Source organism: Pseudomonas sp. N2-3-1-14 (genome assembly GCF_041228395.1).
Classification (GTDB): domain Bacteria; phylum Pseudomonadota; class Gammaproteobacteria; order Pseudomonadales; family Pseudomonadaceae; genus Aquipseudomonas.
The window spans coordinates 1,315,005-1,339,925 of record NZ_CP166199.1 but is presented as its reverse complement, the minus strand read 5'-3'; the positions used below and the strand labels follow the sequence as shown (position 1 = coordinate 1,339,925).

Here is a 24,921-nt window from a genome sequence, read left to right as displayed (position 1 = left end):
AGGATCACAGAAAGCGCGTTATTCGCAAAGCAATCCTTCATGCCCTGCTTTGATAAACACGCTGTACCTGGCGCCTTCCATCGTCTCAAAGGCAATCAACTTGTCCACCAGCGGCAGGTTCAGCACCTTGCCGGCGTTGAGCAACAGCATGCCGTTATCGGCGTTGAGGTTGCGCGCCAGCACCATGCCCTCCTCCAGCTCGCGGGTGCCCAGCACCCTGACGCTGGGGTCGCCCAGGGTCACATCATTGAGGTACGTGGCGCAGACTGAAACAAAATCTTCGACCATGTCAGGGTCGTAAAGGCGACCGGCGTATTTGCGGATGTAGAGCAGCGCTTCGTCGCTGTTCATCTGGCGTTCAAGGATCAGGCCTTTTTGCAGCTCGATAAAGTCCACCGCCAGTTTCAACAGGCGCGAACCTGCGGGAATCGCGTCACCCTTGAGGTGATCGGGAAAACCGCTGCCGTCCCAGCGTTCCTGATGATGGCGGATAAGCCGCGCTGCGTCTTTCATCGGTTCCAGGGTCATCAGCAACGATTCGCTCTGGGTGGCGTAAGCGCGATAACGCTCACGGTCGCTGCTGTGCAACAGGTCTGAAGGCGAGGCCATCATGCTGTCGCTCCAGCTCAACTTGCCAATGTTGTAGAGCGCGGCAGCCATGGTCAGGTCGCGGTTACTGGCCTCATCTACGCCATGGGCCACACACCAGGTGCGCACCAATTCGATGATTTGCCGGTTGGTTTGCTTGGCCCGCGGTAAGCGCAGGTTGGCCAGCAACGAGAACACCTCAGTGCCCGTGGCATAGCTGTGTTTGAGCTCTTCGTAGGCCAGGTCGAGCATATCGGCGGTTTGCTGCAATTCACTGGTGCGAGAGGCAACACGTTTTTCCAGGGTGGCGTTGAGCTGCTTGAGTTCATCGTTCTGCGCCTGGATCAGCAGCTCCAGGCGCCCACGTTCGCGCTCCGAATGCTGATGGGCCAAGGATTGACGCAGGGCCAGCAGCAGCTCTTCATCGTTCCAGGGTTTGCTCAGGTAACGATAGATCTGGCCTTCGTTAATGGCTTTGACGATCAGCGTCAGGTCGGTCTCGCCGGTCAGCAGGATGCGCACCGTGTGCGGGTGGTGTTGGTGGATGTGCGCCAGCAACGAGGCACCATCCATGTCCGGCAGACGCGCGGCGCTCATCACCAGGTCAATGGGTTGAGTGGCGAGAATGCCCAGGGCATCAGCGGCGCAGGTGGCGCTGTGCAGTTCGAAGGGCTCCAGGCTGAGCAATCGCTTGAGGCTGTGCAAAACATCCGGGTGGGCGTCGATCAACAGCAGCACTGGACGGTTGGCATCGATAAAGGTCACTGACTCTCCCATGGGACACCTCGGATCGTCGATCTGCGTTCCTTACGGTCTGGGACAATGCCTCCTGGCGATTACCAGGTAGTTTAGTTGGTTTTTACAAGGTGATGGCCTTGCGATATCAACGCATAAAAAAAGCCGCTCCCAATGCTGGAGCGGCCTTTGAGGTGAAACGTGAATCCCTCACGCCTCGGCGTTTTTCGGGCTGGTGCCAAACGAAGCAAAACGCTTGTTGAACCCGGCAATCCGGCCTTCGGCCTGAGTCTTGCGCTGCTGGCCGGTGTAGATCGGGTGCGAGGCGCTGGAGACGTCCAGCGGGATGTAAGGGTACGTGTTGCCGTCGCTGTGTGTGTGGGTGCGCTCACTGTCGGCCGTGGAGCCGATCAGGAAGAACACGTCGGCGGCGGTGTCGTGGAACAGCACGGTGCGGTAGTCGGGATGGATACCAGTTTTCATAGTGCCTCCGGGGCGTTTGAGTGCAATTAATGTGTTACACAGTAACACAAAATCATGCACCCAAACGAGAACCGATTGCAATAAGAATAGACCTGTCGCTTCTATGCAGCTTCCTGGAAGTCCATTTCCGGCGGCTGTTGCGAGAAGCCGCGCGTCAGGAAACCCAGGTAAACCAGGCCGATCGCCAACCACACCACGCCCAGGTAAATCGCCAGATGATCGAGGCTGACCATCAGCCACAAGTCCGCCGCGAGGCCGATGGCCGGGAACAGCAGGAACAGCATCAACTCACGCACGCCACGCGCTTTCGCGCCGATCCAGTAGTGAAAGATCACCGACAGGTTCACCAGGCTGAACGCCAGGAACGCCCCAAAGTTGATGAATGAGGTGGAGGTGGTCACATCCAGCTTCAATGCCAGTAACGCCACAACCCCACACAACAGGATGCTGTTGACCGGCGTGCCGAAGCGCGCATGCAAGGTGCCAAAAAACGACTTGGGCAACACGCCGTCGCGCCCCATCGCGAACAACAAACGCGAACCACTGGCCTGGGCCGACAGCCCCGAGGCGAACTGGCCGACGATCAAGCCAATCAGGAAGATCGACACAAACAGGTCACCGCCAACATTGCGCGCAATTTCATAGGCCGCCGAATCCACATCGGCAAACTCGAACGACGGATGCGCGATCTGCACGAAATACGACACGCCAACAAAGATCAACCCGCCGATCAAGGTGATCAGCATGATCGCACGTGGAATGGTACGGCGTGGGTCGCGGGTTTCTTCGGTCAGCGTGCTGACCGCGTCAAAGCCCAGGAACGAATAGCAGGCAATCGCCGCCCCGCTCATGATCAGCGGCATGTGCATCTGGCCGTTGAAGAACGGCGCGACGGTCCACAGCGGCTTGCTCGCATCGCCCCCGATGTAATGGATGCACAGCGCGACAAACGCGATCAGCACCAGGAACTGCACCAACATCAGCAGCGCATTAATGCCATTGGCCAGTTTCAGACCGATGATATTGATCGCCGTGGTGACGCCGATAAACGCCAGCACCCAGATCCATTGCGGCACCGCAGGGAATGCCGAATGCAGGTACGCCGCCCCGATCAACCAGATGGCCATGGGCAAGAACAGGTAGTCGAGCAACACCGCCCAACCGGCGATAAAGCCCAGTTTCGGGCTGATGGCCTTGCGCACATAGCTGTAGGCGGAACCGGCCACCGGAAAGGCTGATGCCATGCGCCCGTAACTCATGGCGGTAAAGAACATCGCCACCAGGGCGGCCAGGTAAGCGGCCGGTACCATGCCGCCGGTGGATTGCGCGAGGATGCCGAAGGTGCCGAGCACAATGATCGGCGTCATATAGGCGATGCCAAACAGCACCACCGACCCTAACGACAGGGTGCGTTGCAAACGAGCCATGAGCGATTCTCCGCTGATTTATTAGATTTATGGCAGAACTGAAGTCGGTGAAGCAGATGTCATTTTTCTTATGATCAAGCGGGCTTGATGTGGCGAGCGGGCTTGCCCCGCGTTGGGCTGCGAAGCGGCCCCATTACATTCACTGCATTTCTCCAGGCAAACCGCGGTTGCAGGTTTTAGGGCCGCTTCGCGCCCCAACGCGGGGCAAGCCCGCTCGCCACAAAAAGGGTCAGCCTTAATTGTGTGGAATCAGCAGTTCACGCGTCCCGTCCGTGCGCTCGATCACCTCACCCGGCAATTTCAAGCGCTGGTCGTCGAGGTAGCGGTAGTCCTTGCGAGCCGCCACCAGTTGGTCAAGATCCAGCTCGACGGTAAATTGCCCTTCCTCGCGCCCGGCTTCGAACAACAGCGTGCCAATCGGATCGACCAGGGCACTGCCGCCGGCGAACAACAGGCCGCCATCACCCTCTTCCACCCGATTGACCATCAGCGCAAACGCCTGGTTTTCCTGGGCGCGCGCCATGATTGCGGTGCGATGCGTGGGGCCGTAGGGGTCCATGTTGCCGTTGGTGACAATCAGCAGTTCGGCGCCCAGTTGCGCGTTGGCGCGGGCGGTTTCCGGGAACTCGATGTCGTAGCAGATCAACAGGCCGACGCGCACGCCGTTCCACAGGCAAGTGGCATAGCGGTCACCCGGCGTGAACACGCCGCGATCCGAGGCCCACAGGTGGGTCTTGCGATACCGCAGGGCAATGCCTTCGGGGGTGATCAGCAACGTGGTGTTATAGAATTGGCCGGCGTCGCTCTCGGCCATGCCGATCACCACGGCGATATTACGTGCGCGGGCCGCCTCGATAACGGCCTGCACGGTCAGGCCATCCACCGGCTCGGCGATGTCGGCGACGGTCTCGGCTGACGGGAAGCCCATCAGGTGGGTTTCCGGAAATACGATCAGTTGCGTGTCGGCGGCGCAGGCAGCAATTGCCGCCAAGGCGCGCTCAAGGTTGTAAGCTGTGCCGTTATCACGACCTGCCAACTGGGCAAATTCGACCTTCATGGGAAGTCCTGTTGTTTTATCTGTGGCGCAGTATGCGCAGCCACACCCGTCGGGGAAATCACGCCGCCGGGGTAACCCTATGGGGGTAGACGAATGACAGTCTCGCTGCAAGACATCGCCTGGCACCGTTCGGTGGGGCAAATGATAGACGCCCTCGACCAGGCCAACTTCTGGACCCAGCTCGTGCGCTTGCTGGACAACTACGTGCCGTTCGACAGCTGGGTGGTATTGCTGTTCAGCAACGCGCACCGCCCGCTGGTATTCGCCGAATGCCCGGGCGCCGACGGCACGCCGGACCAGTTGTTCCAGGACTACCTCAACGGCCTGTACCTGCTCGACCCCTTCTACATCGCCAGCCGCGAACACTCACGCACCGGGCTGTTTCGCCTGGCCGAAGTCGCGCCGGAGCACTTTGAACTCACCGAGTACTACCAGCGCTACTTCCGCCTGAACGTGGTGGCCGATGAAATCCAATTCAATTGCCACCTGCCGGATGGGCGTACCCTGTGCCTGTCCCTGGGCTCCAAACAGCGGTTTGACCCGCAGCAGATCGCCCTGCTGTCGCTGATCCAGCCCTGGGTCTTGAGTTTGCTGCGCCAGCGCCTGCCCTATGAACTCAATCAGGTCAGCGCCCCGCAGCCGCCGGTGCAAACGGATGACTGGGGCGCGCAACTCACCGCCCGCGAGCTGGATGTGGGCCGCTTGATGCTCAGCGGTTGCTCCAGCAAGGAAATCGCTCGTAAGCTGGAAATCTCTGTTGAAACCGTGAAAGTCCATAAGAAACACATGTACAGCAAGCTAGGGATCAAATCCCAGTCGGAGCTGTTCTCGATCTTTCTACAGGCGCAAAACGCCTAGCCGATGAGTGAACCCAAGGAAAACCGTATGAGCCTGTCGTTACTAAGCCGTTACGCCTTCTTTGCCGTGTGCGTCATTTTCACCCTCGCCAGCCTCCCCTTTATCGAACATGAATGGCTGTGGCCGATCACCGTGGTCACCGGCGTGCTCAGCCTGATCGGTCTGCTCGACCTGCTGCAAAGCCCCCACGCGGTGCGCCGCAACTACCCGATACTGGGCAATATCCGTTACCTGGTGGAGGCCATCCGCCCGGAAATCCGCCAGTACCTGCTTGAATCCGACAGCGATGCGCTGCCCTTCTCACGCGCACAACGCTCACTGGTTTATTCGCGCGCCAAGAACGAAACCGCCGACAAACCCTTCGGCACCCTGATCGACGTGTATCAATCCGGCTTCGAATTCATCAGCCACTCCATGCGCCCAGCGCCGTTGAGTGACCCGAGCGCGTTCCGCGTGATGGTCGGCGGCCCGCAGTGCAAGCAGCCGTACTCGGCGTCGGTGTTCAATATCTCGGCCATGAGTTTCGGCTCGTTGAGCGCCAACGCCATTCGCGCGTTGAACCAGGGCGCCAAGCTCGGCAACTTTGCCCACGACACCGGCGAAGGCAGCATCAGCCCGTACCACCGCGAAAACGGCGGCGACCTGACCTGGGAACTGGGCAGCGGCTACTTCGGCTGCCGCACCAGCGATGGCCGCTTCGACCCGGAACGCTTCGCCGCGCAGGCGCAGAACCCGCAAGTGCGCATGATCGAAATCAAGATGAGCCAGGGCGCAAAACCCGGCCATGGCGGGATCCTGCCCAAGCACAAGGTCACCCAGGAAATTGCCGAGACCCGCGGCATCATGATGGGCGAAGACTGCATCTCGCCGTCGCGCCACAGCGCGTTTTCCACGCCGATTGAAATGATGCAGTTCATCGCCCAACTGCGCGAACTGTCCGGCGGCAAACCGGTGGGCTTCAAGTTTTGCCTGGGCCACCCGTGGGAGTTCATGGGCATTGCCAAGGCCATGCTCGAAACCGGCATCCTCCCGGACTTTATCGTGGTCGACGGCAAGGAAGGCGGCACCGGCGCCGCGCCGGTGGAGTTCACCGACCACATCGGTGTGCCGTTGCGTGAAGGTCTGCTGTTTGTGCACAACACGCTGGTGGGCCTGAACCTGCGTGACAAGATCAAGCTCGGCGCCAGCGGCAAGATCGTCAGCGCGTTCGATATCGCCAGCGTCCTGGCCATCGGCGCCGACTGGGCCAACGCCGCGCGCGGCTTCATGTTTGCCATCGGCTGCATCCAGTCGCAGAGCTGCCACACCAACAAGTGCCCGACCGGCGTCGCCACCCAGGACCCGCTGCGCCAACGTGCGCTGGTGGTCCCGGACAAAGCCCAGCGCGTGTTCAACTTTCACCGCAACACCCTCAAGGCCCTGGCGGAAATGCTCGCCGCAGCCGGTCTGGATCATCCCTCGCAGCTGTCGGCCAAGCACCTGGTACGACGCATGTCGGCGACTGAAATCAAACTGTTCTCGCAACTGCATGTGTTCCTCAAGCCCGGTGAATTGCTCACCGGTGAAGTAAATGGCCAGTTCTATTCGCGCATGTGGCAGATGGCACGCGCGGACAGTTTTGAGCCGAATGACGTCGAAGCTGCGTGAGGAGACCGGCCATGCTCAAAGTCATCGCTGAAGATTTCATCAAGCCCGAACACGTGGAAACCGTGCGCCCGTGGTATGCCGAACTGGTGGAAAAAACCCGCCTGGAACCGCTGTGTATTGCCTACGAGCTGTTTGTCGATCAGAAAGACCCCGGGCACTTCGTGTTCATCGAGCTATGGCCCGATCAGGCCGCGCTGGATGCTCACTGCCAGACCGAACACTTCACCCGGCTGGTGCCGCAGATCAATGCACATCAGGCCAAGCCCTGCCGGTTCGTGTTGATGGATGCGTTCTAAATTCCTTATTGCTGCTGAACCGGACCACCGACGGCATCGTTGAAACCAGGAGATTCACATGCCGTTACTCGACTTCGCCGCCCTCGCCGGGAAACTGCCCGACAGCTGGAAATCCACGCGCCTGGGCCAGGTAGGCCCGGCGCGGATCAAGGTGTTGCGCATGGATGAGCAGGCCTACGAAGAAGAAACCCACGCTTACAACGAAGGCCTGCTGGTGATCAGCGGCCAGTTGCGCCTGAGCATCGGCGACGAGGAAATCCGCGTGCAAGCCGGCCAGATGTACCTCGTCGAAGCCGGTATCGCCCACGCCGTCCTTGCCGGTAGCCAAGGCACCTTGGTGATCATTGATGTCTAGAGACATTCAGTAATACCCAGCCTTTGCAATTGCTTACAAATACCGCCAACCTGCGCCCGCCCGACGTGCGGCGTGCGACAACGCCGCCGTGCACCTGTCATTACTAAACTATTTGTTCAAGAGCCCGCTGCCATGCTGAACGGACGCGACCCGCGCATCGATTTTTTTCGGGGCCTGGCGTTGATCTTCATTTTCTGGGATCACGTCCCCCACAACCCCCTCGGCCAGATCACCCTGCGCAATATCGGGTTCAGCGACGCGGCTGAAGTCTTCGTGTTCCTTGCCGGCTACGCCTCGGTGCTGGCCTACGGCAAGGTCCTGCAGCGCGAAGGCTACTGGATGGCCTGCTTGAAGATCCTGCGGCGTACCTGGGTGTTGTACGTGGTGCACATCTTCCTGCTGGCAATGCTGATGGGCATCGTGTTTTTCGCCAACAGCCATGTGGAAACCCGCGACCTGGTCGAAGAGATGGGCCTGACGCATTTCGTTACCCACCCGCAGCAAGCGCTGGTGGATGAATTGCTGTTGCGCTTCAAGCCGAACCTGATGGACCCGTTGCCCCTGTATATCGTGCTGCTGGCGGGCTTGCCGCTGGTACTGCCGCTGCTGCTGCGCAAGACCTGGGCGGTGGTCGCGGTGTCGATGGCGGTGTACCTGCTGGCGCCGCACCTGGGCTGGAACCTGGCCGCCATCGCTGACGGCGTGTGGTATTTCAACCCGGTCACCTGGCAGTTTCTGTTTATCCTGGGTGGCGCAGCGGCCATTCACGGGCAACAACCCCGCGCGCAGGATAATCGGCCACTGCTGCGCCAGCCGTTGTTCGTCACGGCGGCGGTCTACGCACTGGCGGCGGGTGTGCTCACCCTCGCCTGGCGTTGGCCTGAGGTGCACGACGCGTTGATACCAGCGGCCTTGAGCGAACTGCTCTACCCAATCAGCAAGACCGACCTGTCACCGGTGCGACTGCTGCACTTCCTGGCGCTGGCCTACGTCACCGCCAAACTGTTGCCCGGGCGTGCCTGGACACAAAATTGGCTGGCCCAACAGACCTGCCGGATGGGGCGTTATTCGTTGGAAGTATTTTGCCTGGGCGTCTTACTGGCGCCGCTGGCGGATATGCTCAACGCCCTGGCTGGCGATGCCTTCACTATGCAAATCGTCACCGCACTGGTTGGCGCCGCCCTGATGGCCGCGCTGGGGGCCTGGCTGGAATTCAACCAACGCCTGAGCCAATCGCAGCGCGTGGCCACCGCCTGAACAACAAAAAGCCCCGATCCCGGGGCTTTTTGTTGTGCGCCTGAACGTCAGGCTTGAGCACGCGCCGCAGCATTGATGGGCTGCAACTTGAACACGTAGAACAGCACGGTCAGCAGCACCAGGAACACCGGGCCGACATACAGCGCCACGCGCGTGTCCGGGAAGTACGCCATCAGCCCAACCACCAGCACCAGGAACGCCAGCGCCAGGTACGAACTGACCGGGTACAGCCACATGCGGTACTTGAGGCCGGCTGCCTCGGCCGGGCTCAGGCTTTTGCGGAATTTAAGCTGAGCCAGCAGAATCATCAGCCAGGTCCAGATCGCGCCGAAGGTGGCGATGGACGTCACCCAGACGAAGACTTTCTCGGGGACCATGTAGTTGAGCAACACGCCCAGCAGCAGCACGAAAATCGACAGCAGCAACGCCTTGCGCGGTACGCCGTTGCTTGAGGTGGTGCCGAAGGCGGCCGGGGCCTGACCGTTCTGCGCCAGGCTGTAGAGCATACGGCCGGTGCTGAAGATGCCGCCGTTGCAGGAGGACAACGCAGCCGTGATCACCACAAAGTTGATGATGCCGGCGGCGGTCTTGATGCCCAGTCGCTCGAAGGTCATCACGAACGGGCTGCCCTGGGTGCCGATTTCATTCCATGGGTAGATCGACAGAATCACGAACAACGCCCCCACGTAGAACAGCAGGATGCGCCAGAACACCGAGCCGATGGCGCTCGGGATAGTCTTCTGCGGGTTCTTCGCTTCACCGGCAGTAAGGCCGATCATCTCGACGCCCAGGTACGCGAACATCACCATTTGCAGGGACATCAACACACCGGTCACACCATTGGGCATAAAGCCGCCGTGGGCCCACAGGTTGGAAATCCCCAGCGCCACACCGTCGTTGCCGAAGCCGAACGCGATGATGCCGACGCCGCCGATCACCATGGCAATGATCGTGACGATCTTGATCAGCGCGAACCAGAACTCGAACTCACCGAATGCCTTGACCGCAATCAGGTTGATCGTGCCCATGCTGACCAGCGCCGCCAGCGCCCAGATCCAGCGCGGCACATCGGGAAACCAGACGCCCATGTAGACGGCAACGGCGGTGATTTCTGCCACGCAGGTCACCAGCCACAGGAACCAGTAGTTCCAGCCGGTCAGAAAGCCCGCCAGCGGGCCGAGGTAGTCCTGGGCATAACGGCTGAACGAACCGGCGACGGGGTTATGCACCGCCATTTCGCCGAGCGCGCGCATGATCACCAGGATCGCCAGGCCGCCAATGATGTAGGAGAGCATGATCGCCGGGCCGGCCATTTCGATGGCCTTGGCGGAACCCAGGAACAGGCCGACACCGATACAGGCGCCGAGGGCCATCAGGCGAATATGCCGTTCGCCCAGTTCACGTTTCAGCGGGCCGCCCTGAGCGGTCTCGCCATGGGGCAGCTGATTGCCAACTGGCATAGGGGTACAACCTCGTCTTGTTATTGGATATGAACCACCGAGCGTTGCGCACGCCAGGCCGGTAAGCCGGGGGCGAACTTCAACCAGGCCTGTTTCGTGGACAGGCACGTCCGGCAGCGCACAGCCTGCGGGATCGGCGGGGGTGCAGTATAAAAAGCCGACACTAGGGTCTTTCACTCTAAAAATGACTAAATTCAGCGATAAATCTTGGTAAATACGCCTTTTACAAGGAAGCATTACCTGCCTTTACGCATTTATCAGGTCATCGCGAGGGCCGCGAGTATTGCACAGTGATGGTGCAGCGTCATGCCTGGGCCGACGCCGTCTGGCCATCAACGAAGGCTCTGGCCCAAGGCTTCGAGCTCGGCCACAGGCAAATCGGAAACGTCATGATCCCCCCGCCAACGGCACTCCCTCAGGATGATGCAATTGCATCCATGCACAGGGAAAATCAATGGACACGCCTACCGAGCGCCTCGAGCAGGGCCGCACCCGACGCCAGGAGGGTGACCAGCACATGGTCACTATCCTGATCAATCATTTGAATTCCACCAGCGCCGAGCCGCTGCTGATACCGCCCCATTCGTCGCCAGGTTGCTGGCTGCAACTCTGGCGCCAGGCCATTAACCGCCCGCGCTTCATCGCCTGGGCCCGGCAACGGAACATCGACCTCGCCAGCCTGACCCTGGCCAATGGCACCCTGACAGACCGGACGCGACACACCTGGACCCTGTGGGACGACGCGCCAGGGCGCGCCCTGGCCCTTCCCCTGCTGACCATCGCCGACATACTCGACCCCGCGGCCACCGGCCTGCCGTACGGGCCGATGACTGCCGGCGAGAACACGCTGCAATTGCCCGCCAGCCAGGTGCTGCGGTTCTACGGTTACCCTCAGCCGCAGACCCGGGGGCAGCGAATGATCGTCATCCAGGCCCTCGATCAGCTCAACCCTTTCGCCAGCGCCAGCCCAACGCTGGCGGATGATTTCGAGCGGCTGAACCAAGACCTGCTGCAGCTGGCCGACAGCCTGGAGGCTGCTGCGAGCGAGGCGGGTTTCAACCCGCAAACCGCTCACCGCCACAGGCTGACCCTCGACTCCGGCTCTTTTGCAGCCAACGCCCAACAAACCGGCGCAGCGCTGCTGGATTACATCACCCGTCATCAGGACTTCCTGGCGCTGGAGCCGGTTCACGGCCTGCAGCCCGGCCATTACACATTCGATCCCGATACCCGCCAGCTCACCGGCCAGCGCGCCAATGGCACACAGGTAGCACTCGGCATCGAATGGCTGTTGCCGCTGCCACTGGCAGGCCGTCTCGAACAACTGGTCAGTGTGGCGCAACAGCTCGGCACCTCTATTCACCAGAGCGGCCAGTTCAGCGTGGCGCAGTTGCTGCAGTGCCATAACCTGGCAGTGCCCGCCACGCCAGACGCGGCCAGGGCGCTGAGCCTGCGCCTGCGCGCGTCGCAGTCCCTGCACGTGCTGCCTGTCTGCGACTTCGCCGGTGCCGATATTGCGCTGATGCAGCAACGGCACTGGCAGCGCCTGGACCATGACCGCGACCATGCCGCGGCGGCTTTGCGCACGCTGCTCGAGGGCAAAGCCGCTGACGCCGTGATTGCCACGCACGCGCCATTGCTGCAGGCCTCGGCCGGCGACGCCCATTTGCATCCGGCACTCGCACCTGCGCCGCGCACCGAAGCGCGCAGCCTCGCCCAGCTTCTGCAAGGGCACGGTCTTGCCGTTCCACGTACCGCTGGCGACGCCCTCGGTACGCTGCAAATCCTCGAAATGACCCTGCCGCGCAGCACTGAACACGCTGACTATCGACAGGGCCTGCCCTTAACGCCAGGCCAGCGCGAGACCGTGCGAAATGCGGTCAACGCCTGGCTGCCGCGCACGAGCAGCAGGCTGTTGGAATATCTGGCGGGGCCCTTGTTGGCCGAGCTGTCGCGAAGCGCGATTCGCACCCAGGCCGACCGGTTGCTCAAGCTCATGCTCAGGCGCCCTCCTGCCCGGCAACTGGGCCGACGGTTGCTGGAAGCACTGGGCGGGTACGGTCAACATCCGCACGAACACACCAATAGCGCCAGCCTTGAAAACCTGGTGCTGGCCGCGCTGATGATCGAACTCGACCCGCGGCAGGATGAACAGCGTTACGTCGTCGCGGGGTTCGACCTCGCCGAAAGCAGCCAATGGGGCCGCTCCCATGCGGCCCTGCGTGAAGACCTGGAACTGCACCTGATACGCAGCGGCGCCGTCTCGGCTGAGGCCACGCCGCTGGCCGCCCACCTGCTGCTCGCGGGGGCTGCGCCGGAGTTTTTGGTGCGGGAACTGCCGGCCACGTTGCGCTTCATGACCTCCACCCACTGGCTGGTGTTCAGCCAAGGCGTGGCGATGGCGCACAGGGTCGCGCCGGGCTCACCGCAGCAGCTGAGCTACAACGATGTCATCGCCCTGGCGTCACGGGAGGACACCTCGCCCGAGCAGCAACAATGGCGCGAATACACCGCAACCCAAGGCCTGCTCGATTGGGCTGTCGCCCAGGGTGAGCTGACGCAACAGGCCGACGGCCGCTACCCGATCAGCGAGATCGACGCGGCGAAAGCCCGACTGCAAGCGCGCCTGGAGGCACTGAAAAGCGCGTTCATGACGTTCGCCAGCGACCTTCCGACGCGCCGGTCGGTGGCGCTCGACGACCTGCGAAAAGTCTTCCCGGGCCACCCCCGCATCAATACGCCCGACCTGCGCTGGGCGTTGGGGTCGCGCTTGCAACTGAACCTCGGCCTGGCGTCCAACGGCCCACCCCGTTGGCATAACGTGCCTTACCTCAGCGAGCACTCCCTGGTGGACTTGCACAGCCAGGGCTGGCTGCAGCCTTTTTCGCGCCACTGGGCATCGGTTCACCCACACCTGAACCTGAACCTGATGCGCAGCGCGTTCAGCCGTCTGGGGCATGTGAATACGCTGTTCGAGGCCGCCTTCGACGCCCACATTGGTCGCCTTAAACAGGCGTATGCCACCACCCTCCAGGACCTGTTGGCACAATTACCGCTGGCCGAGCGTGCCCGGCTGCCCATCGGCGAGCTGCAACTGCTGGTGCTGAGCAAGGCGGCCACCAAGCCAGAAGCCCTGGAAACCCGCGAGGAAAAAAGTGCCCGCGTCGGGCGCTTCGGCATCCTGCTGCGCTGCACCCTGCCCCACGCGACCCACGATTACGAGTTGTTCCCACTGCTCAACCGCCTGCATAAACGCAGCGGGCCCGCCCTGGTGTTTGACCTGGGCGGCAAGCCCCTGTCGGTCACCACCGGCCGACCAGGCTCGGTTCAACCCGTCAGCCGCTTGCACACCGGCAATCAACTGGCCGTCGACTGGCAAGCCTACGAAACCGGCAGCGCACCGCGGCCGAACGTGTTCTCCACCGTGGTCGTCGAGCAGCTATGGCAGCAGGGCCCCACACCCGATGAAAGCGGCGCCCCGCGGTTCGGTTCGGCGGTCCTGCGCAGCATCACCCAGGCCATTGTCGAGCGGCATTTTTTTCTCGACGTCGAAGCCGCACGACAACAGGCGCATGGCGCGTCCGCCGAAGAGGAGTTTGAACGCCACCACGAAGCGTTGACGCAGCGTCTCAAAATCCTCGTGCCGTTGTGGTCGTGCGGCCAGGACATCGCTTCGGGCGATCCACACCGCATGACCTATGGCAGCTACCAGTGCCTGCTCGACCTGTTCAGCCTGCTGATGCCCGCCCGCGCCTACTCGTCGGCCGGCCTGGCGGTATTGAAAAGCACTGCCCCGCTGCCAATAAAACTGCTGCAACTGGGCAAAGCGAGTACGCACCTGCTGCACGCAACCCTCAACCCCCTCGACCACATTCCCCGACTTGCCAGAGTGGCCCGCAGCGGCCTGGTCAGGCTGGGCATGGACGCGTGGCACACCCTGAGGCAAGCCATCGAGCAAACCCAACGCTGGACCGCCAACACGTCGCTGCGCGAGTACGTGCGCTGGCTGTCCAGGGCCGACATCGGCATCGGTGCCGTGCTGGGCGGGAGCGATTTTTCGCGCATTGTCGCGGTGATGCGCGAAAAGCAGTGGTACGCCTTCGACCCTTTCAGCGCGAGGCCCTATGGGCCACCGCTGGCGAGCTTTCGTCTGGACAGCGCCCTGAGCGTGACACCGGTGCACTGCGTCAACGGTTACCAGGCGCGCGTCACCGAGCGCCTGTTTGACACTCCGCCATTGCTGATTCCCCGCGCCACCGCCACGGATTTACTGGTTGACGGCAAGGTCATGCGCCTTGAACACAGTGCCCCGACCCACTTGGACGACCTGGCATCGCCCGCCCATTTTCGCGTAGAGCACCATTTCGACACCCGCTGCACGCCCACCCGAAGAAAACGCAATGCGCCCCCCTTCATATGCTTCACCAAACGGCTGTCTGCGTTTGCCAACTCCATTCATCAACGCCGCGTGCAAGCGCTGGAACATATCCGGATCATTCCCGCGCCCGGCCAGGGCGGTGCAAAACAGCGACTGGCGTATCACCACACCGTTTACGAAGTCAGCCGTGACGACGTCGCCTTTGAGCTGACCCAGGTCGCGGCACCGCCGTTGATCTATCGCCGCCGCACGCTGGGCACGCTTGTCGATGAACCGCAATTCGGGCTGCCCGACGACCAACTGGACAACCTGCTGGGCCATGAAACCCGGGTGGTGGAACTGCAAGGCATCGCCGAAGGCATTGATGACACGCGCATCCTGCGGGCCATGGTGTTCGAACTCTCCCGACCTGGACCGATCCCCGGCCCACGCTGGGTTGTCGAGGCCGACACCGGTGTGTTCTATGAAGTGATCCAGACCGCCAACCCGCCAGAACTGGTCTTCGATTACCTGGACTTCAGCCAGGGCGGCGAGCACGCGCGGCTGATCCACGCCTTCTGCGATTACAAGCGCGATTACCTGGACATCGCCGAACTCATGCCCACGCAACCACTGGTGGCGCTGCCGACGCTGGAGGTGCTGTACCGGCAACTGGCGGCCCGCGGTTTTTCTGACGGCACCTTGGCAAGGTTGCGCCATACCGCCAGTACCCTGACCCCCCTTAAACAACGGGAATTATTGTTGAACGCGTCCAGCCAGGGACAGCGTCTGGATGTGCATGTCGCCGCCAAACCCTTGCAGCTGGATATATGGCCGCCACGCCCGCTAGTAGCCGGCGGCCCCAGCGCCGCGCAGATCAACGAGTACCTCGCGCAGAAAGCCCACGCCAGCACGCTGGCACTGGTCGAAAGAACCGGAGTCGGCGCCGCCAACCTCGTTACCGATGCCGTTGACGACCTGGCGCGGTTGCGGATCGCGGCCCCCGTGGTGCTGTGGCAATACTCCCTGGTCGGGCAGCCCGACTACACCGAGATCATCCTCAAGACCGGCGCCGGCAATTGCGACCAGATGGCCCATGTTGCCCATGAACTGATCCGCACCAACGGCGGTGTCTCGCAGATATGGGGCTCGCGTCCGCCTACCCATGCCTTTGTGGTGGTCGGCAAAACGCCGTCAAGCCTGGTCGAGACCCAGGACTTCAAGGAGGACGACTGGCAAGGCCTGTGGATCTGCGACCCCTGGGCCCGAATTGCCTGCCCGGCCAATCAGTACCCGAACGCGTTCAACGAACGGGTGCGTGACTGGTCCGGCCAGCACATGTCGGTTTACTACAAGGGCCAGTGGGAGCGAATCGAAAACTCCAGCTGGCTGGCGGACTGGAACCGCGGCCTGAAACTTTCATGGAGCTAGCAAGCCCGCACACAAAATCTTCACGGCGCATCACCAGCGACTAAGCTTGAACCAAGTCCGATCAATCTGCGTGAATGGATCAATCGACTATGGGCGCTTTATGGCAGACCGATTCGAAACCCGCTGTGGTCCAGACCGACAGTGCGGATCCACCGCCATTGCCACAAAGCCCCCGCTCTCGACGCCTGTGGTGGCGGCTGATCGGGCTGGTGCTGGTGCTCGCGTTGGTGGCCCTGGGGTGGGCCGCCAGCCGGGAGATACGCACCTCGCGCCTGCAGGCTGAACACCTGAGCCCTTTTGCCGCGTCACTGAGCTACCGGGTGGAACCTGGCGCGAGTGATGCGATGGTGTATCCCGGCGAGGGTCCTTTTGACCGGCGCCTGGGCTACAGCGCGCTGAATGAATTTTTGCCACGCCTGCTCAAACGCAATTACGTGATCCAGGCACAGTCGCGGTTTTCCCCGGCGCTGATGAGCTACGCCGAGCACGGCCTGTTCGTGCCCTACGCCGAGAAAGTCCAGGCCGGCCTGACCATCACCGACTGCCGCGCGGCGCCGCTGTACGCTTTCAGTTACCCACAGCAACTCTATGCAAGCTTTGCTGCCATTCCACCGTTGGTGGTACACAGTCTGTTGTTTATTGAAGACCGCGACCTGCTGGACCCCAAGCGTCCAATGGCCAACCCGGCAGTGGATTGGCCGCGCTTTGCCAAGGCCGCCTGGTCGCAGGTGGCCAAACTGCTGCATCTGCCAGGGCAAACCGCCGGCGGCAGCACCCTGGCCACCCAGCTTGAAAAGTATCGCCATTCGCCCGACGGCCTGACGCTGTCCGGTGGCGAAAAAATCCGCCAGATGATGTCTGCCAGCGTCCGCGCCTACCAACCGGGACCGCAGACCCTGGACAGCCGGCAGAACATCGTGCGCGACTACCTCAACAGCGTGCCGCTGTCGGCGGTACCGGGCCATGGTGAAGTGCACGGCATGGCCGAAGGTTTACGCGTGTGGTACGGCGCCGACTTCAACCAGAGCAATGCGCTGTTGAGCGGCAACACGCCCAAGGACCTTCCAGCAAAAGGCCTGGCGCTGCGCGAAGTGCTGTCGCTGATGATCGCCCAGCGCCGCCCTTCGCATTACCTGACCAAGGGCCGCGATGAGCTGGCGCAATTGACCGACAGCCATATCCGCCTGCTGGCACAGAACAACGTGATCGATCCGGCGCTGGCCAAGGCCGCCCTCGCCAGCCATGTCACCTACCGCGACTGGCAGCAACAACCGACGCTCCAGCCGGTGGAAACCAACAAGGCGATCAACGTTGCGCGCAGTCGCCTTGCCAGCCTGCTCAATCGCCCGCTGTATGACCTTGATCGCCTCGACCTGTCAGCCACGAGCACGCTGCAATACGACCTGCAAACCCAGGCCACCGAGTATCTCAAGCACCTGGCCGACCCCGCCTTCGCAGGGCAAATGGGCCTGCTCGGCCCGCGCTTGCTCACCCCGCAAAGCACACCTCAAGTGCGTTACAGCTTTACCCTGTTCGAACTGACGCCGGATGGCGCACGGGTACGGGTGCAAACCGACAACACCGACCAACCTTTTGATATCAACGAAGGCAGCAAGCTGGAACTGGGCTCCACCGCCAAGTTGCGGGTGCTGACCACCTACCTGCAAATCATCACCGAGTTGCATGATCGCTACCGCGCGCAAACACCCGCCGAGTTGAAAAAAGTCGAGGTCCCCGAACAGGACCCACTGTCACGCTGGGCGCTGGATTACCTGATCCAGACCCCCGACCGCGACCTGTCGAAGATGCTCGACGCGGCCCTCAACCGCACCTATTCGGCCAGCCCCGGCGAAGCGTTTTTCACCGGCGGCGGCTTGCATCACTTCCACAATTTTCGCAATGAAGACAATGGCCGCAGCCCGACCCTGCGCGATGCGCTGCGCGAGTCGATCAACCTGCCGTTCATTCGCCTGATGCGCGACCTGGTGCGCTACACCACCTACTCCGGCGAAGACAACAGCGCGCGCTTGCTCAAAGATGACAACGATCCGCGCCGTCAGGAATACCTGGCCAAGTTCGCCGACCACGAAGGCACTGCGTTCCTGCTCAAGTTCTGGAAAAAGTACCGCAACAAAGACACTCAGACACGCCTCGACACCTTCATGGACGGCCTGCACCCCACCGCGATTCGCCTGGCTGCCGTGCACCGCTACCTGCTGCCCCAGGCCAGCCAGGAGAGCTTCAACCGTTTTGTGCGCTCGCATCTGAAGACCCCCAGGACCCCCGAAAAGCTCACGGACGAGCGCCTCGAAAAGCTCTACCAAAGCTACGGCCCCGGCGCCTACGACCTGCCGGACCAAGGCTACATCGCCAAGGTGCACCCACTCGACCTGTGGCTGCTGGGCTATCTGCTCAACCACCCCGACGCGACCTTCGGCGAGATCGTCAAGGCCAGCGAATTCGAACGCCAGGAAGTCTACAGCTGGCTGTTCAAGAGCCGGCACCAGAGCGCGCGCGACAGCCGTATCCGCACCATGCTGGAGATCGAAGCGTTCCTGGAAATCCATCAACGCTGGCAGGCTGTCGGCTACCCGTTCGACCACCTGGTACCGTCGCTGGCGACCGCCATCGGCAGCTCCGGCGACCGCCCCGCCGCCCTCGCCGAACTGATGGGGATCATCCTCAACGATGGCGTGCGCATTCCGGTGCTGCGCATCGACAGCCTGCATTTTGCCGCCGGCACGCCGTATGAAACGCTCGTGATCAACGACCCCAACCGTGGCAAGCGCGTGATGCCCAGCGAAGTCGCCACGGCGCTGCGCGGTGCGCTGTCGCAGGTAGTGGACGCAGGCACGGCGAAACGCGTGGCCGGCAGTTTCAAACTGGCCGATGGCGCGCCGCTGGCCATGGGCGGCAAGACCGGCACCGGCGACAACCGCATCGAAGCCATGGGCGCGGGTGGGCGCATCCTCAGTTCCAAATCGATCAACCGTACTGCAACGTTTGTGTTCTACATCGGCGAGCATCACTTCGGCACGCTGACCGCCTTCGTCCCCGGGCCTCGGCCGAGCATTTCACCTTCACGTCGGCATTGCCGGTGCAAGTGCTCAAAGGCATGGCGCCGATCCTGACGCCGTACCTGCAGCCGGGCACGCAGACGCTGTGTGTGGCGCGCTGAATCCAGGGTGTCAGTTATGTATTTTTCACCCTCGAATTGTTGACTGTTACGCGCTTTAAACCCCGCGTAAGCCGCTATTTTTAAAGCTTATTTTAGCCTCGACGCGTGAATAGACTCAGGGAGTCTCCACTCTCTGTTCAGGTTCACACCATGCCTACCGATTCCTCCGCCCTGCCGTTCCAGGGCCGTCATTTCGAGTTGATCCAGAACGCGTTGCCCGACTGGGTAAAGGGCACCACAGCAGCGCGAATTGGCGCGCTCAAACGCCAGGGTCTTCCATCTGCGGCGCCTTACCTCGAGACCTCGCCGGCGCAGCACGTGTCACTCAAGCGCGCCGTCGCTGACCATTGGCACGCCCAGGCACCGCTGGACAAACGCCTCGGCCCGCTCAACGACTTGCGCGCCTTTGCCGAGCCGCTGCTCAAGCGAGCGCTGTTCACGCACTACGGCGAGGTCGATGTACGCAACACCTGGCTGCGGGTGTACGTAGACGCGTCCAATGCCTGGTGGGTGATCAACGTCAAACGAGGCGTACAAAGCAAAACCCTGTCGTTGCTGGACATGGCCCTGCATAACTTCGCCGCCGGCGACACTTTCGTCGACCACGCCTTCCTGGGCCCGGAAGACGCCCGTGGTCAGCGCGACAGCCTGACGATACGTGGCCGGCCCGGTGGGCCGATACTGACGGCGCAGCGCTTCAAGGCCGTGTGTCGATCCCTGGACATCGGCGGCCTTTACCAGGCCCGGCTCCAAAGCGCGCTGGGGTTCGATCAGCCGGCGCTGGCCCGCACCGTGCGCGACGAAGTGGTCAGCCAGCTCAAGGCGGATTTGCGCAGCAGTGCGCACCTGGGCCTGCACAGCGGTCATCTGGCAAACGACGCCCATCACGCGTTGCTGAAGTTCATCGACACACCACTGGGCCTGTCACTCGATGGCCACACCCTGAGGTGTCATACGCTGAGCCTGGCTGAGTGCGAACTGAGCGGGATTATGCTGTTCGCCACGCCTGCAGAGCACGGCTCCGCCCGTGGGCGGCTGATTGCCTGGGTGCCCCAGGACCCCGAGCATCCGCTCAAGCAGTACCCGTCGCCGATTGCCTTCGTGGAGGAGCTGACGCGTCAGTTGCACAGCGGCCCGGCGTATCAGGCGTTTTTCAGTCAATTTGTGGCGCACGCCGAGCGCGGCGTGTTTTTCTCGCGGTTGCAGTCGCGTGCACATCTGCCATTGCGCCTGGTGGACATTGACCGGGATCACCCCAACCGCGCCGCTAACCCGGCGCGAGACGACCCGTGGAACTACCTGCACCGGGTCAAGCTCAACAAGGTCGTCAACGACGCCCGGGAGCTGGCGGTATCCACTGCCTACGTCGACCGGCTGGCACGCTGGGCCTGGTGGGACAACCTCGAGCAGATACTCTCGGACGTCCTCAATGCGGCCTTGCTGGTGGTCACACCGTTCGTGCCGGTGGTGGGCCAATTGATGCTGGCCTACAGCGCCTATCAACTGTGCGACGACGTTTTCGAAGGCCTCCTCGATTGGGCCCAGGGCAATGTGCAGGAAGCTGGCGAGCATGTATTGGGCGTAGCTGAAAACCTGATTCAGCTCGCCTTGTTTGCCGGTGCGGGAAAAATCGGCGAGGTCGCGCGCCTTAAACTGTCGGCGTTTGTCGAAGACCTGCATCCGGTGCAACAGGCCGACGGCACGCTCAAATTGTGGAACCCGGACCTTGCGCCCTACGCTCAATCCAGCCCGCAGGGGCCCACGGACAAAACCCTGTTGCCGCTGAAGGACCGGCACTATCACGTGCGCCACGATGCCCAGGCCGACGAGCATCGCGTGGTGCACCCGACACGTGAACAGGCGTATCAGCCCTGGGTAAGGTTCAATGCCGACGGCGCGTTTTTGCACGAAGGCGAACAGCCGCAACGCTGGGACAGCCAGACCCTGATGCGCCGTATTGGCCCGCGTGTAAAAGACTTCAGCGACCAGCAACTGGCCGACTTGCGCATTGCCAGTGGCACCGATGAAGGCGTGCTGCGCGCGATGCACCTCTACAACGAGCCCCTGCCCCCCTTGCTCGCCGCCAGCCTTGGCCGCCTTGAAGCCCAGCGCTATCCCGAAGCCATCAGCCGCAAGGTTCGTGCCGGCACGCCACTGCCAAACGGACCATCATCGGATTGGTTCCCGCAGCTCATCACCGAGTTGCCCGGCTGGCCGCAGGACAACGCCCTGAAGGTCTGCCTCAATGATGATCTGTCGGGACCGGCCCTCACCTTCGGCAACGTCAACGCAACCCAGGCCGGCACCCTGACCCTCAGCCTGTCTCAGACGTTGTCCGGGACCCTGCCTGAACGAGTACTGGCTTTTCTCGACGACGCCGCAATACGCAACTTGCTCAACGGCGATGTCCCCAAGGACCTTCGGCTCACCGCCCTGCGCGATCAATTGGCCGACCGGGTGCTCAGCTACGCCCCCGAGATTGCCGACAAGGTCTACAAAACCCGCGAAATCACCGACAAGCCCAGCCTTGCGACCCTGCGCAAGCCCTTCGAGTACTTGGACTCCAACGCAGCCCTTGCCTTGCTCGGCAGCGCCACCAGCGAGGAACGCCAGGCGCTCGCGCAACGACAACTGCCGCTGCGCCTGCATAACCAGGCGCGTGAATTGGGCTTTGCCAACCAGTCGGTGCTGGCCTTCCAGGGGTTTGACTGGCCTTCGCCGTTGCCGACCCCGACCGAAAGACTGGTGCTCAACACCTTAAAGTTTCACAGCGACACCTTTGCTCGGTTGCGCATTGAAATCCGCGAACAGGCGGTGACAGGTCGCGTGCTGTGTGAAGCCGGGCCGGCGACTGCCGACACCACACGCGTGCTGATTCGCAAGGCGCGCGGCTATGAAGTGCTCGACCCTTTGACTTCACGGCCGTCAGCGCTCATCGACCTTTACGAGGCGATCCTGCAAGCCCTGCCCGCTGACCGGCGCGACGCATTGGGTATGCAAACGGGCGAAGGTCAAGCGCTCAAGCAATGGCTCAAACAGCGCATGGCGTCCCTGGCCGAGCGCCGCAAAGTCCTCGCGCAACCGCCCGTGCCGATGGTCCAAGGCCGCGAAACCAGCCGCCTGCTGGGTGGCCCGGCGGCCAGCCGCTGCTCGGCGTTACCCGCCCAAACCCATACCGAGCACGCCCGGCAAACCCTGCAACTGTTGTTTCCGCACTTGAGCGAAGCACGCTTGAACCGATTTCTGGAGGACATTCCCCAGGCACAACTGCGCCATACCCTGAACACGCTGGTGGTGGAAAAACAGCAACTGCATGTGGACCTGATGAACTGGCAGAACTCGCTCATCCTCGGCGTCGCGGACGCCGCCGATGACTACGAAGCGAGGGTGTCCAGAAAGCACCTGGCCCATCGGATCATGCGTTGCTGGGGTGACCGGTTTGCTGAATTCACGGACGGCCGCGGTGCCGTCCAGCAAGGTGCCACACTCAACTTCAAAGGCCTGCGCCTGCCGCCCAGGCTCCCTACGCTGAGCGCCAGTTTCGAGCACGTGACATTTCTGGACGCCAGCCAGTGCGGCTTCGGCGAACGCCACAGTGATTTCCTCAAGCACTTCCCCTCCTTGCGCGGCCTCAACCTGGCTGACAATCGCCTCACGCAGGTGCCCAAGGCGCTGGAACAGATGCGTTTTCTCAAGGCGTTGAAACTGGCAGGCAACAGACTTGCACTGACGGCGGAGGACGTGACGCGGTTAAAAAAACTGCGGCGCCTGAAGAGCCTAGACCTGAGCAACAACCCTTTGACCCTGGCGCCCGACATCAGCCATATGCGTGGGTTGCACCTGCTTTACCTCAGCGGCACGCGCCTGGCTACCTGGCCCCAAGGGTTGTTCGCACACCCGCGCAATGACGCCTTTGTGCTCGACCTGCGCGGCACCCGGATCAACCGCCTGCCCGAGGTCGCAGCCGGTTCCGCGCAAGGCAGAGTGGTGGCCCGCGCACGCCTGGATCGGCGCACCCTGCCGGACGAGCAACGCCTGCGCTATGAAGCTTTGCGCGTGGCCGCAGGCCTTGATCCCAACCGCACGTATGAGCCGCTCGGTCACAACGCATTCTGGACGCAGGGCCTGCAAGACGCCGATCTTCAGGACGCTCAAGCCCTGTGGCAGGCAGTGGAGCAGGAACAGGGTTCCCAGGGCTTTTTCGAAGTCATTGAAGCGCTGGAGATTGAGGGCGTTTTTGAGACTGACGCCGACCGCCAACGCTACGCCGTCAACCGCCCACTGCTGACCCAGCAGGTATGGCGCCTGCTGTGGGCAGCCCATGAAGACACCGAACTGCGTGAGCGCCTGTTCAAGATGGCGAGCTTTCCCGGCCTGTGCCCGGATGCCGGGGCGCAGATTTTCAATGAAATGGGGATCGAGGTCATGGTCAGCGAGATCCGCCGTGATACCGCAACCGCTGCTGAGCTGGAAAGCCGCCTCGTCACGCTGGCCAAAGGCAGCGCCCACCTCAAACAACTGGCGAAGGCCGTGGGCCAGGAAATCGCCCGGCGCCTGCGCCCGGTGGCCGAAGGGGGCCTTGGGCAGCGCTTCAGATCGCAAGTGCGCGACGGGGTGCCCGGCGAGGTTGATGAGGTGGATATTCACCTGGCCTATCAAACCGCGCTCGCCCGCCGTCTCGACCTGCCCTGGCTGAGTGATCACATGCTTTACCGGGTCAACGCGGCTGTCAGCGCTGCCCAGATCGAGCAAGCCTACAGCGTGGTGCTGGAGCTGGATGAGGGCGACGGCCTGGTCAACCAGATACTGCTCGAACCCTGGTGGGAACAGCACCTGCGTGACACTTACGACAGCCAGTACCGTGACAACGAGCGTGAGTTCGGCGAGCGCTTCCTGGCGCTGGATGATCTGCAAACGGCGCAGGCGCAATGGGCCAATGCCCAGGCGTTGCCGGAGCCCGAACGCGAGCGCCTTCGCGCAGCGCTCAAGCACTTGGCCGAGGCGGTGCAAGTGCCCGAAAGCGTGGTGTTCACCGCCGAGCCGATGGACGACGCGCAGTACAACCGGTTGCTCAATGACCTGGGCTACAACGAACAGGAATGGATGCGCCGTCTGACCCGCCGGGCGCTCAACGACGCGACGGGGCGCAGCAACCGTTCCCGTTGAAGAAGGTGACGGTGGCGCGGGGAGGTTTTTCCGTCCACCGTCTCGACGCTTGAAACGGGTCGGTGACTCGATAAAACCAGCCAGCGAATGCGTGCCTCTGGGCAAGTGGCGGTCAACCGTTACCGGTGCAAGGTCAACTCAAGGTGCAAGGAAGTCGAACACGATGTGCACCGTGCCGTAATACTCCCCGGCCACGTAACCGCCGACGGGCTTTATCGCGGCGATTTCCAACTCCGCGCGCCGGCCCACGCGCGCCTCGGCGGCGTTGACGACTTCGGTACTCTCAAGGGTCAGCGGCACCTGGTTGAACAGCACCTGCAGATCAATCCGCTGGTGGCCGCTTTGCAGATAGGGCTCGGCCCCCAGCCGCGCGGCAACCGCGCCGGTGAGGTTTTTAACATCAAAATTCTTGCGCAGGCGGCTCAGCTCAGAGGTCACCAGGTTCCAGGCAAGCACTTGATCATGCCCCATCCAATCGGGCTCGGAAGGCAGCACGTAGGCCTCGTGCACAGGAATCGTCACCGAGACATCGAACGCGTGACGGGACTCAATCGCCCAGGCCTGGGCGGCCACCAATAGCAGCACTGCAAACAGCGTCAGCCTTGTGAGTTGCTTGAACATCGTCA

The 24,921-nt window shown here is 62.2% G+C and carries 13 protein-coding genes and 1 pseudogene; 8 read left to right on the top strand and 6 right to left on the bottom strand.

Annotated elements, in window-relative coordinates; genetic code table 11:
• Positions 1 to 18: 18 nt before the first annotated feature.
• The 4 genes from AB5I78_RS06110 to AB5I78_RS06095 all read right to left on the bottom strand — a co-directional run bounded on the left by AB5I78_RS06110 (position 19) and on the right by AB5I78_RS06095 (position 4,290).
• A complete protein-coding gene (locus AB5I78_RS06110; RefSeq protein ID WP_145161500.1) occupies positions 19 to 1,365 on the bottom strand; it encodes an HD domain-containing phosphohydrolase in 1,347 nt (448 codons plus the stop codon).
• Positions 1,366 to 1,533: 168 nt separating this feature from the next.
• Positions 1,534 to 1,806, bottom strand: coding sequence for a type B 50S ribosomal protein L31 (locus tag AB5I78_RS06105; RefSeq protein WP_145161497.1), 273 nt, complete (start codon positions 1,804 to 1,806; stop codon positions 1,534 to 1,536).
• A 101-nt stretch (positions 1,807 to 1,907) separates the two neighbouring features.
• Complete coding sequence (locus AB5I78_RS06100; protein ID WP_145161495.1) at positions 1,908 to 3,233, bottom strand: APC family permease; 1,326 nt, start codon at positions 3,231 to 3,233, stop codon at positions 1,908 to 1,910.
• Between the two features lie 235 nt (positions 3,234 to 3,468).
• The gene (locus AB5I78_RS06095) at positions 3,469 to 4,290 is read right to left on the bottom strand and encodes a carbon-nitrogen hydrolase family protein (RefSeq protein WP_369300879.1); all 822 of its coding nucleotides are present in this window, start codon (positions 4,288 to 4,290) and stop codon (positions 3,469 to 3,471) included.
• Between the two features lie 93 nt (positions 4,291 to 4,383).
• On the opposite strand from AB5I78_RS06095, the gene AB5I78_RS06090 reads away from it, so the two are divergent.
• From AB5I78_RS06090 to opgC, 5 genes are all read left to right on the top strand, one after another.
• On the top strand, positions 4,384 to 5,148 hold the full coding sequence (locus AB5I78_RS06090; RefSeq protein WP_242194448.1) for a LuxR C-terminal-related transcriptional regulator: 765 nt from the start codon (positions 4,384 to 4,386) through the stop codon (positions 5,146 to 5,148).
• A 27-nt stretch (positions 5,149 to 5,175) separates the two neighbouring features.
• The gene (locus tag AB5I78_RS06085) at positions 5,176 to 6,795 is read left to right on the top strand and encodes an FMN-binding glutamate synthase family protein (protein ID WP_262210537.1); all 1,620 of its coding nucleotides are present in this window, start codon (positions 5,176 to 5,178) and stop codon (positions 6,793 to 6,795) included.
• An 11-nt stretch (positions 6,796 to 6,806) separates the two neighbouring features.
• Positions 6,807 to 7,091, top strand: a complete 285-nt coding sequence (locus tag AB5I78_RS06080) for a putative quinol monooxygenase (protein WP_145161484.1) — start codon at positions 6,807 to 6,809, stop codon at positions 7,089 to 7,091.
• A 58-nt stretch (positions 7,092 to 7,149) separates the two neighbouring features.
• A complete protein-coding gene (locus tag AB5I78_RS06075) occupies positions 7,150 to 7,446 on the top strand; it encodes a cupin domain-containing protein (protein WP_369300882.1) in 297 nt (98 codons plus the stop codon).
• Between the two features lie 132 nt (positions 7,447 to 7,578).
• Positions 7,579 to 8,703 (top strand): OpgC domain-containing protein, encoded by a 1,125-nt coding sequence (gene opgC / locus AB5I78_RS06070; protein ID WP_369300884.1) that lies wholly within the window; start codon positions 7,579 to 7,581, stop codon positions 8,701 to 8,703.
• Positions 8,704 to 8,750: 47 nt separating this feature from the next.
• Here opgC and AB5I78_RS06065 read toward each other — a convergent pair whose 3' ends face one another.
• Positions 8,751 to 10,163, bottom strand: coding sequence for an amino acid permease (locus tag AB5I78_RS06065; RefSeq protein ID WP_145161475.1), 1,413 nt, complete (start codon positions 10,161 to 10,163; stop codon positions 8,751 to 8,753).
• Positions 10,164 to 10,617: 454 nt separating this feature from the next.
• On the opposite strand from AB5I78_RS06065, the gene AB5I78_RS06060 reads away from it, so the two are divergent.
• From AB5I78_RS06060 to AB5I78_RS06050, 3 genes and pseudogenes are all read left to right on the top strand, one after another.
• Positions 10,618 to 15,951 (top strand): hypothetical protein, encoded by a 5,334-nt coding sequence (locus tag AB5I78_RS06060; RefSeq protein ID WP_369300885.1) that lies wholly within the window; start codon positions 10,618 to 10,620, stop codon positions 15,949 to 15,951.
• A gap of 89 nt (positions 15,952 to 16,040) precedes the next feature.
• Positions 16,041 to 19,129: pseudogene (locus tag AB5I78_RS06055) on the top strand (transglycosylase domain-containing protein).
• A 150-nt stretch (positions 19,130 to 19,279) separates the two neighbouring features.
• Complete coding sequence (locus tag AB5I78_RS06050; RefSeq protein ID WP_369300887.1) at positions 19,280 to 24,295, top strand: dermonecrotic toxin domain-containing protein; 5,016 nt, start codon at positions 19,280 to 19,282, stop codon at positions 24,293 to 24,295.
• A gap of 138 nt (positions 24,296 to 24,433) precedes the next feature.
• Here AB5I78_RS06050 and AB5I78_RS06045 read toward each other — a convergent pair whose 3' ends face one another.
• Positions 24,434 to 24,916: a CS1 type fimbrial major subunit gene (locus tag AB5I78_RS06045; RefSeq protein WP_369300888.1), complete on the bottom strand. Its 483-nt coding sequence runs from the start codon at positions 24,914 to 24,916 to the stop codon at positions 24,434 to 24,436.
• Between the last annotated feature and the right edge of the window lie 5 nt (positions 24,917 to 24,921).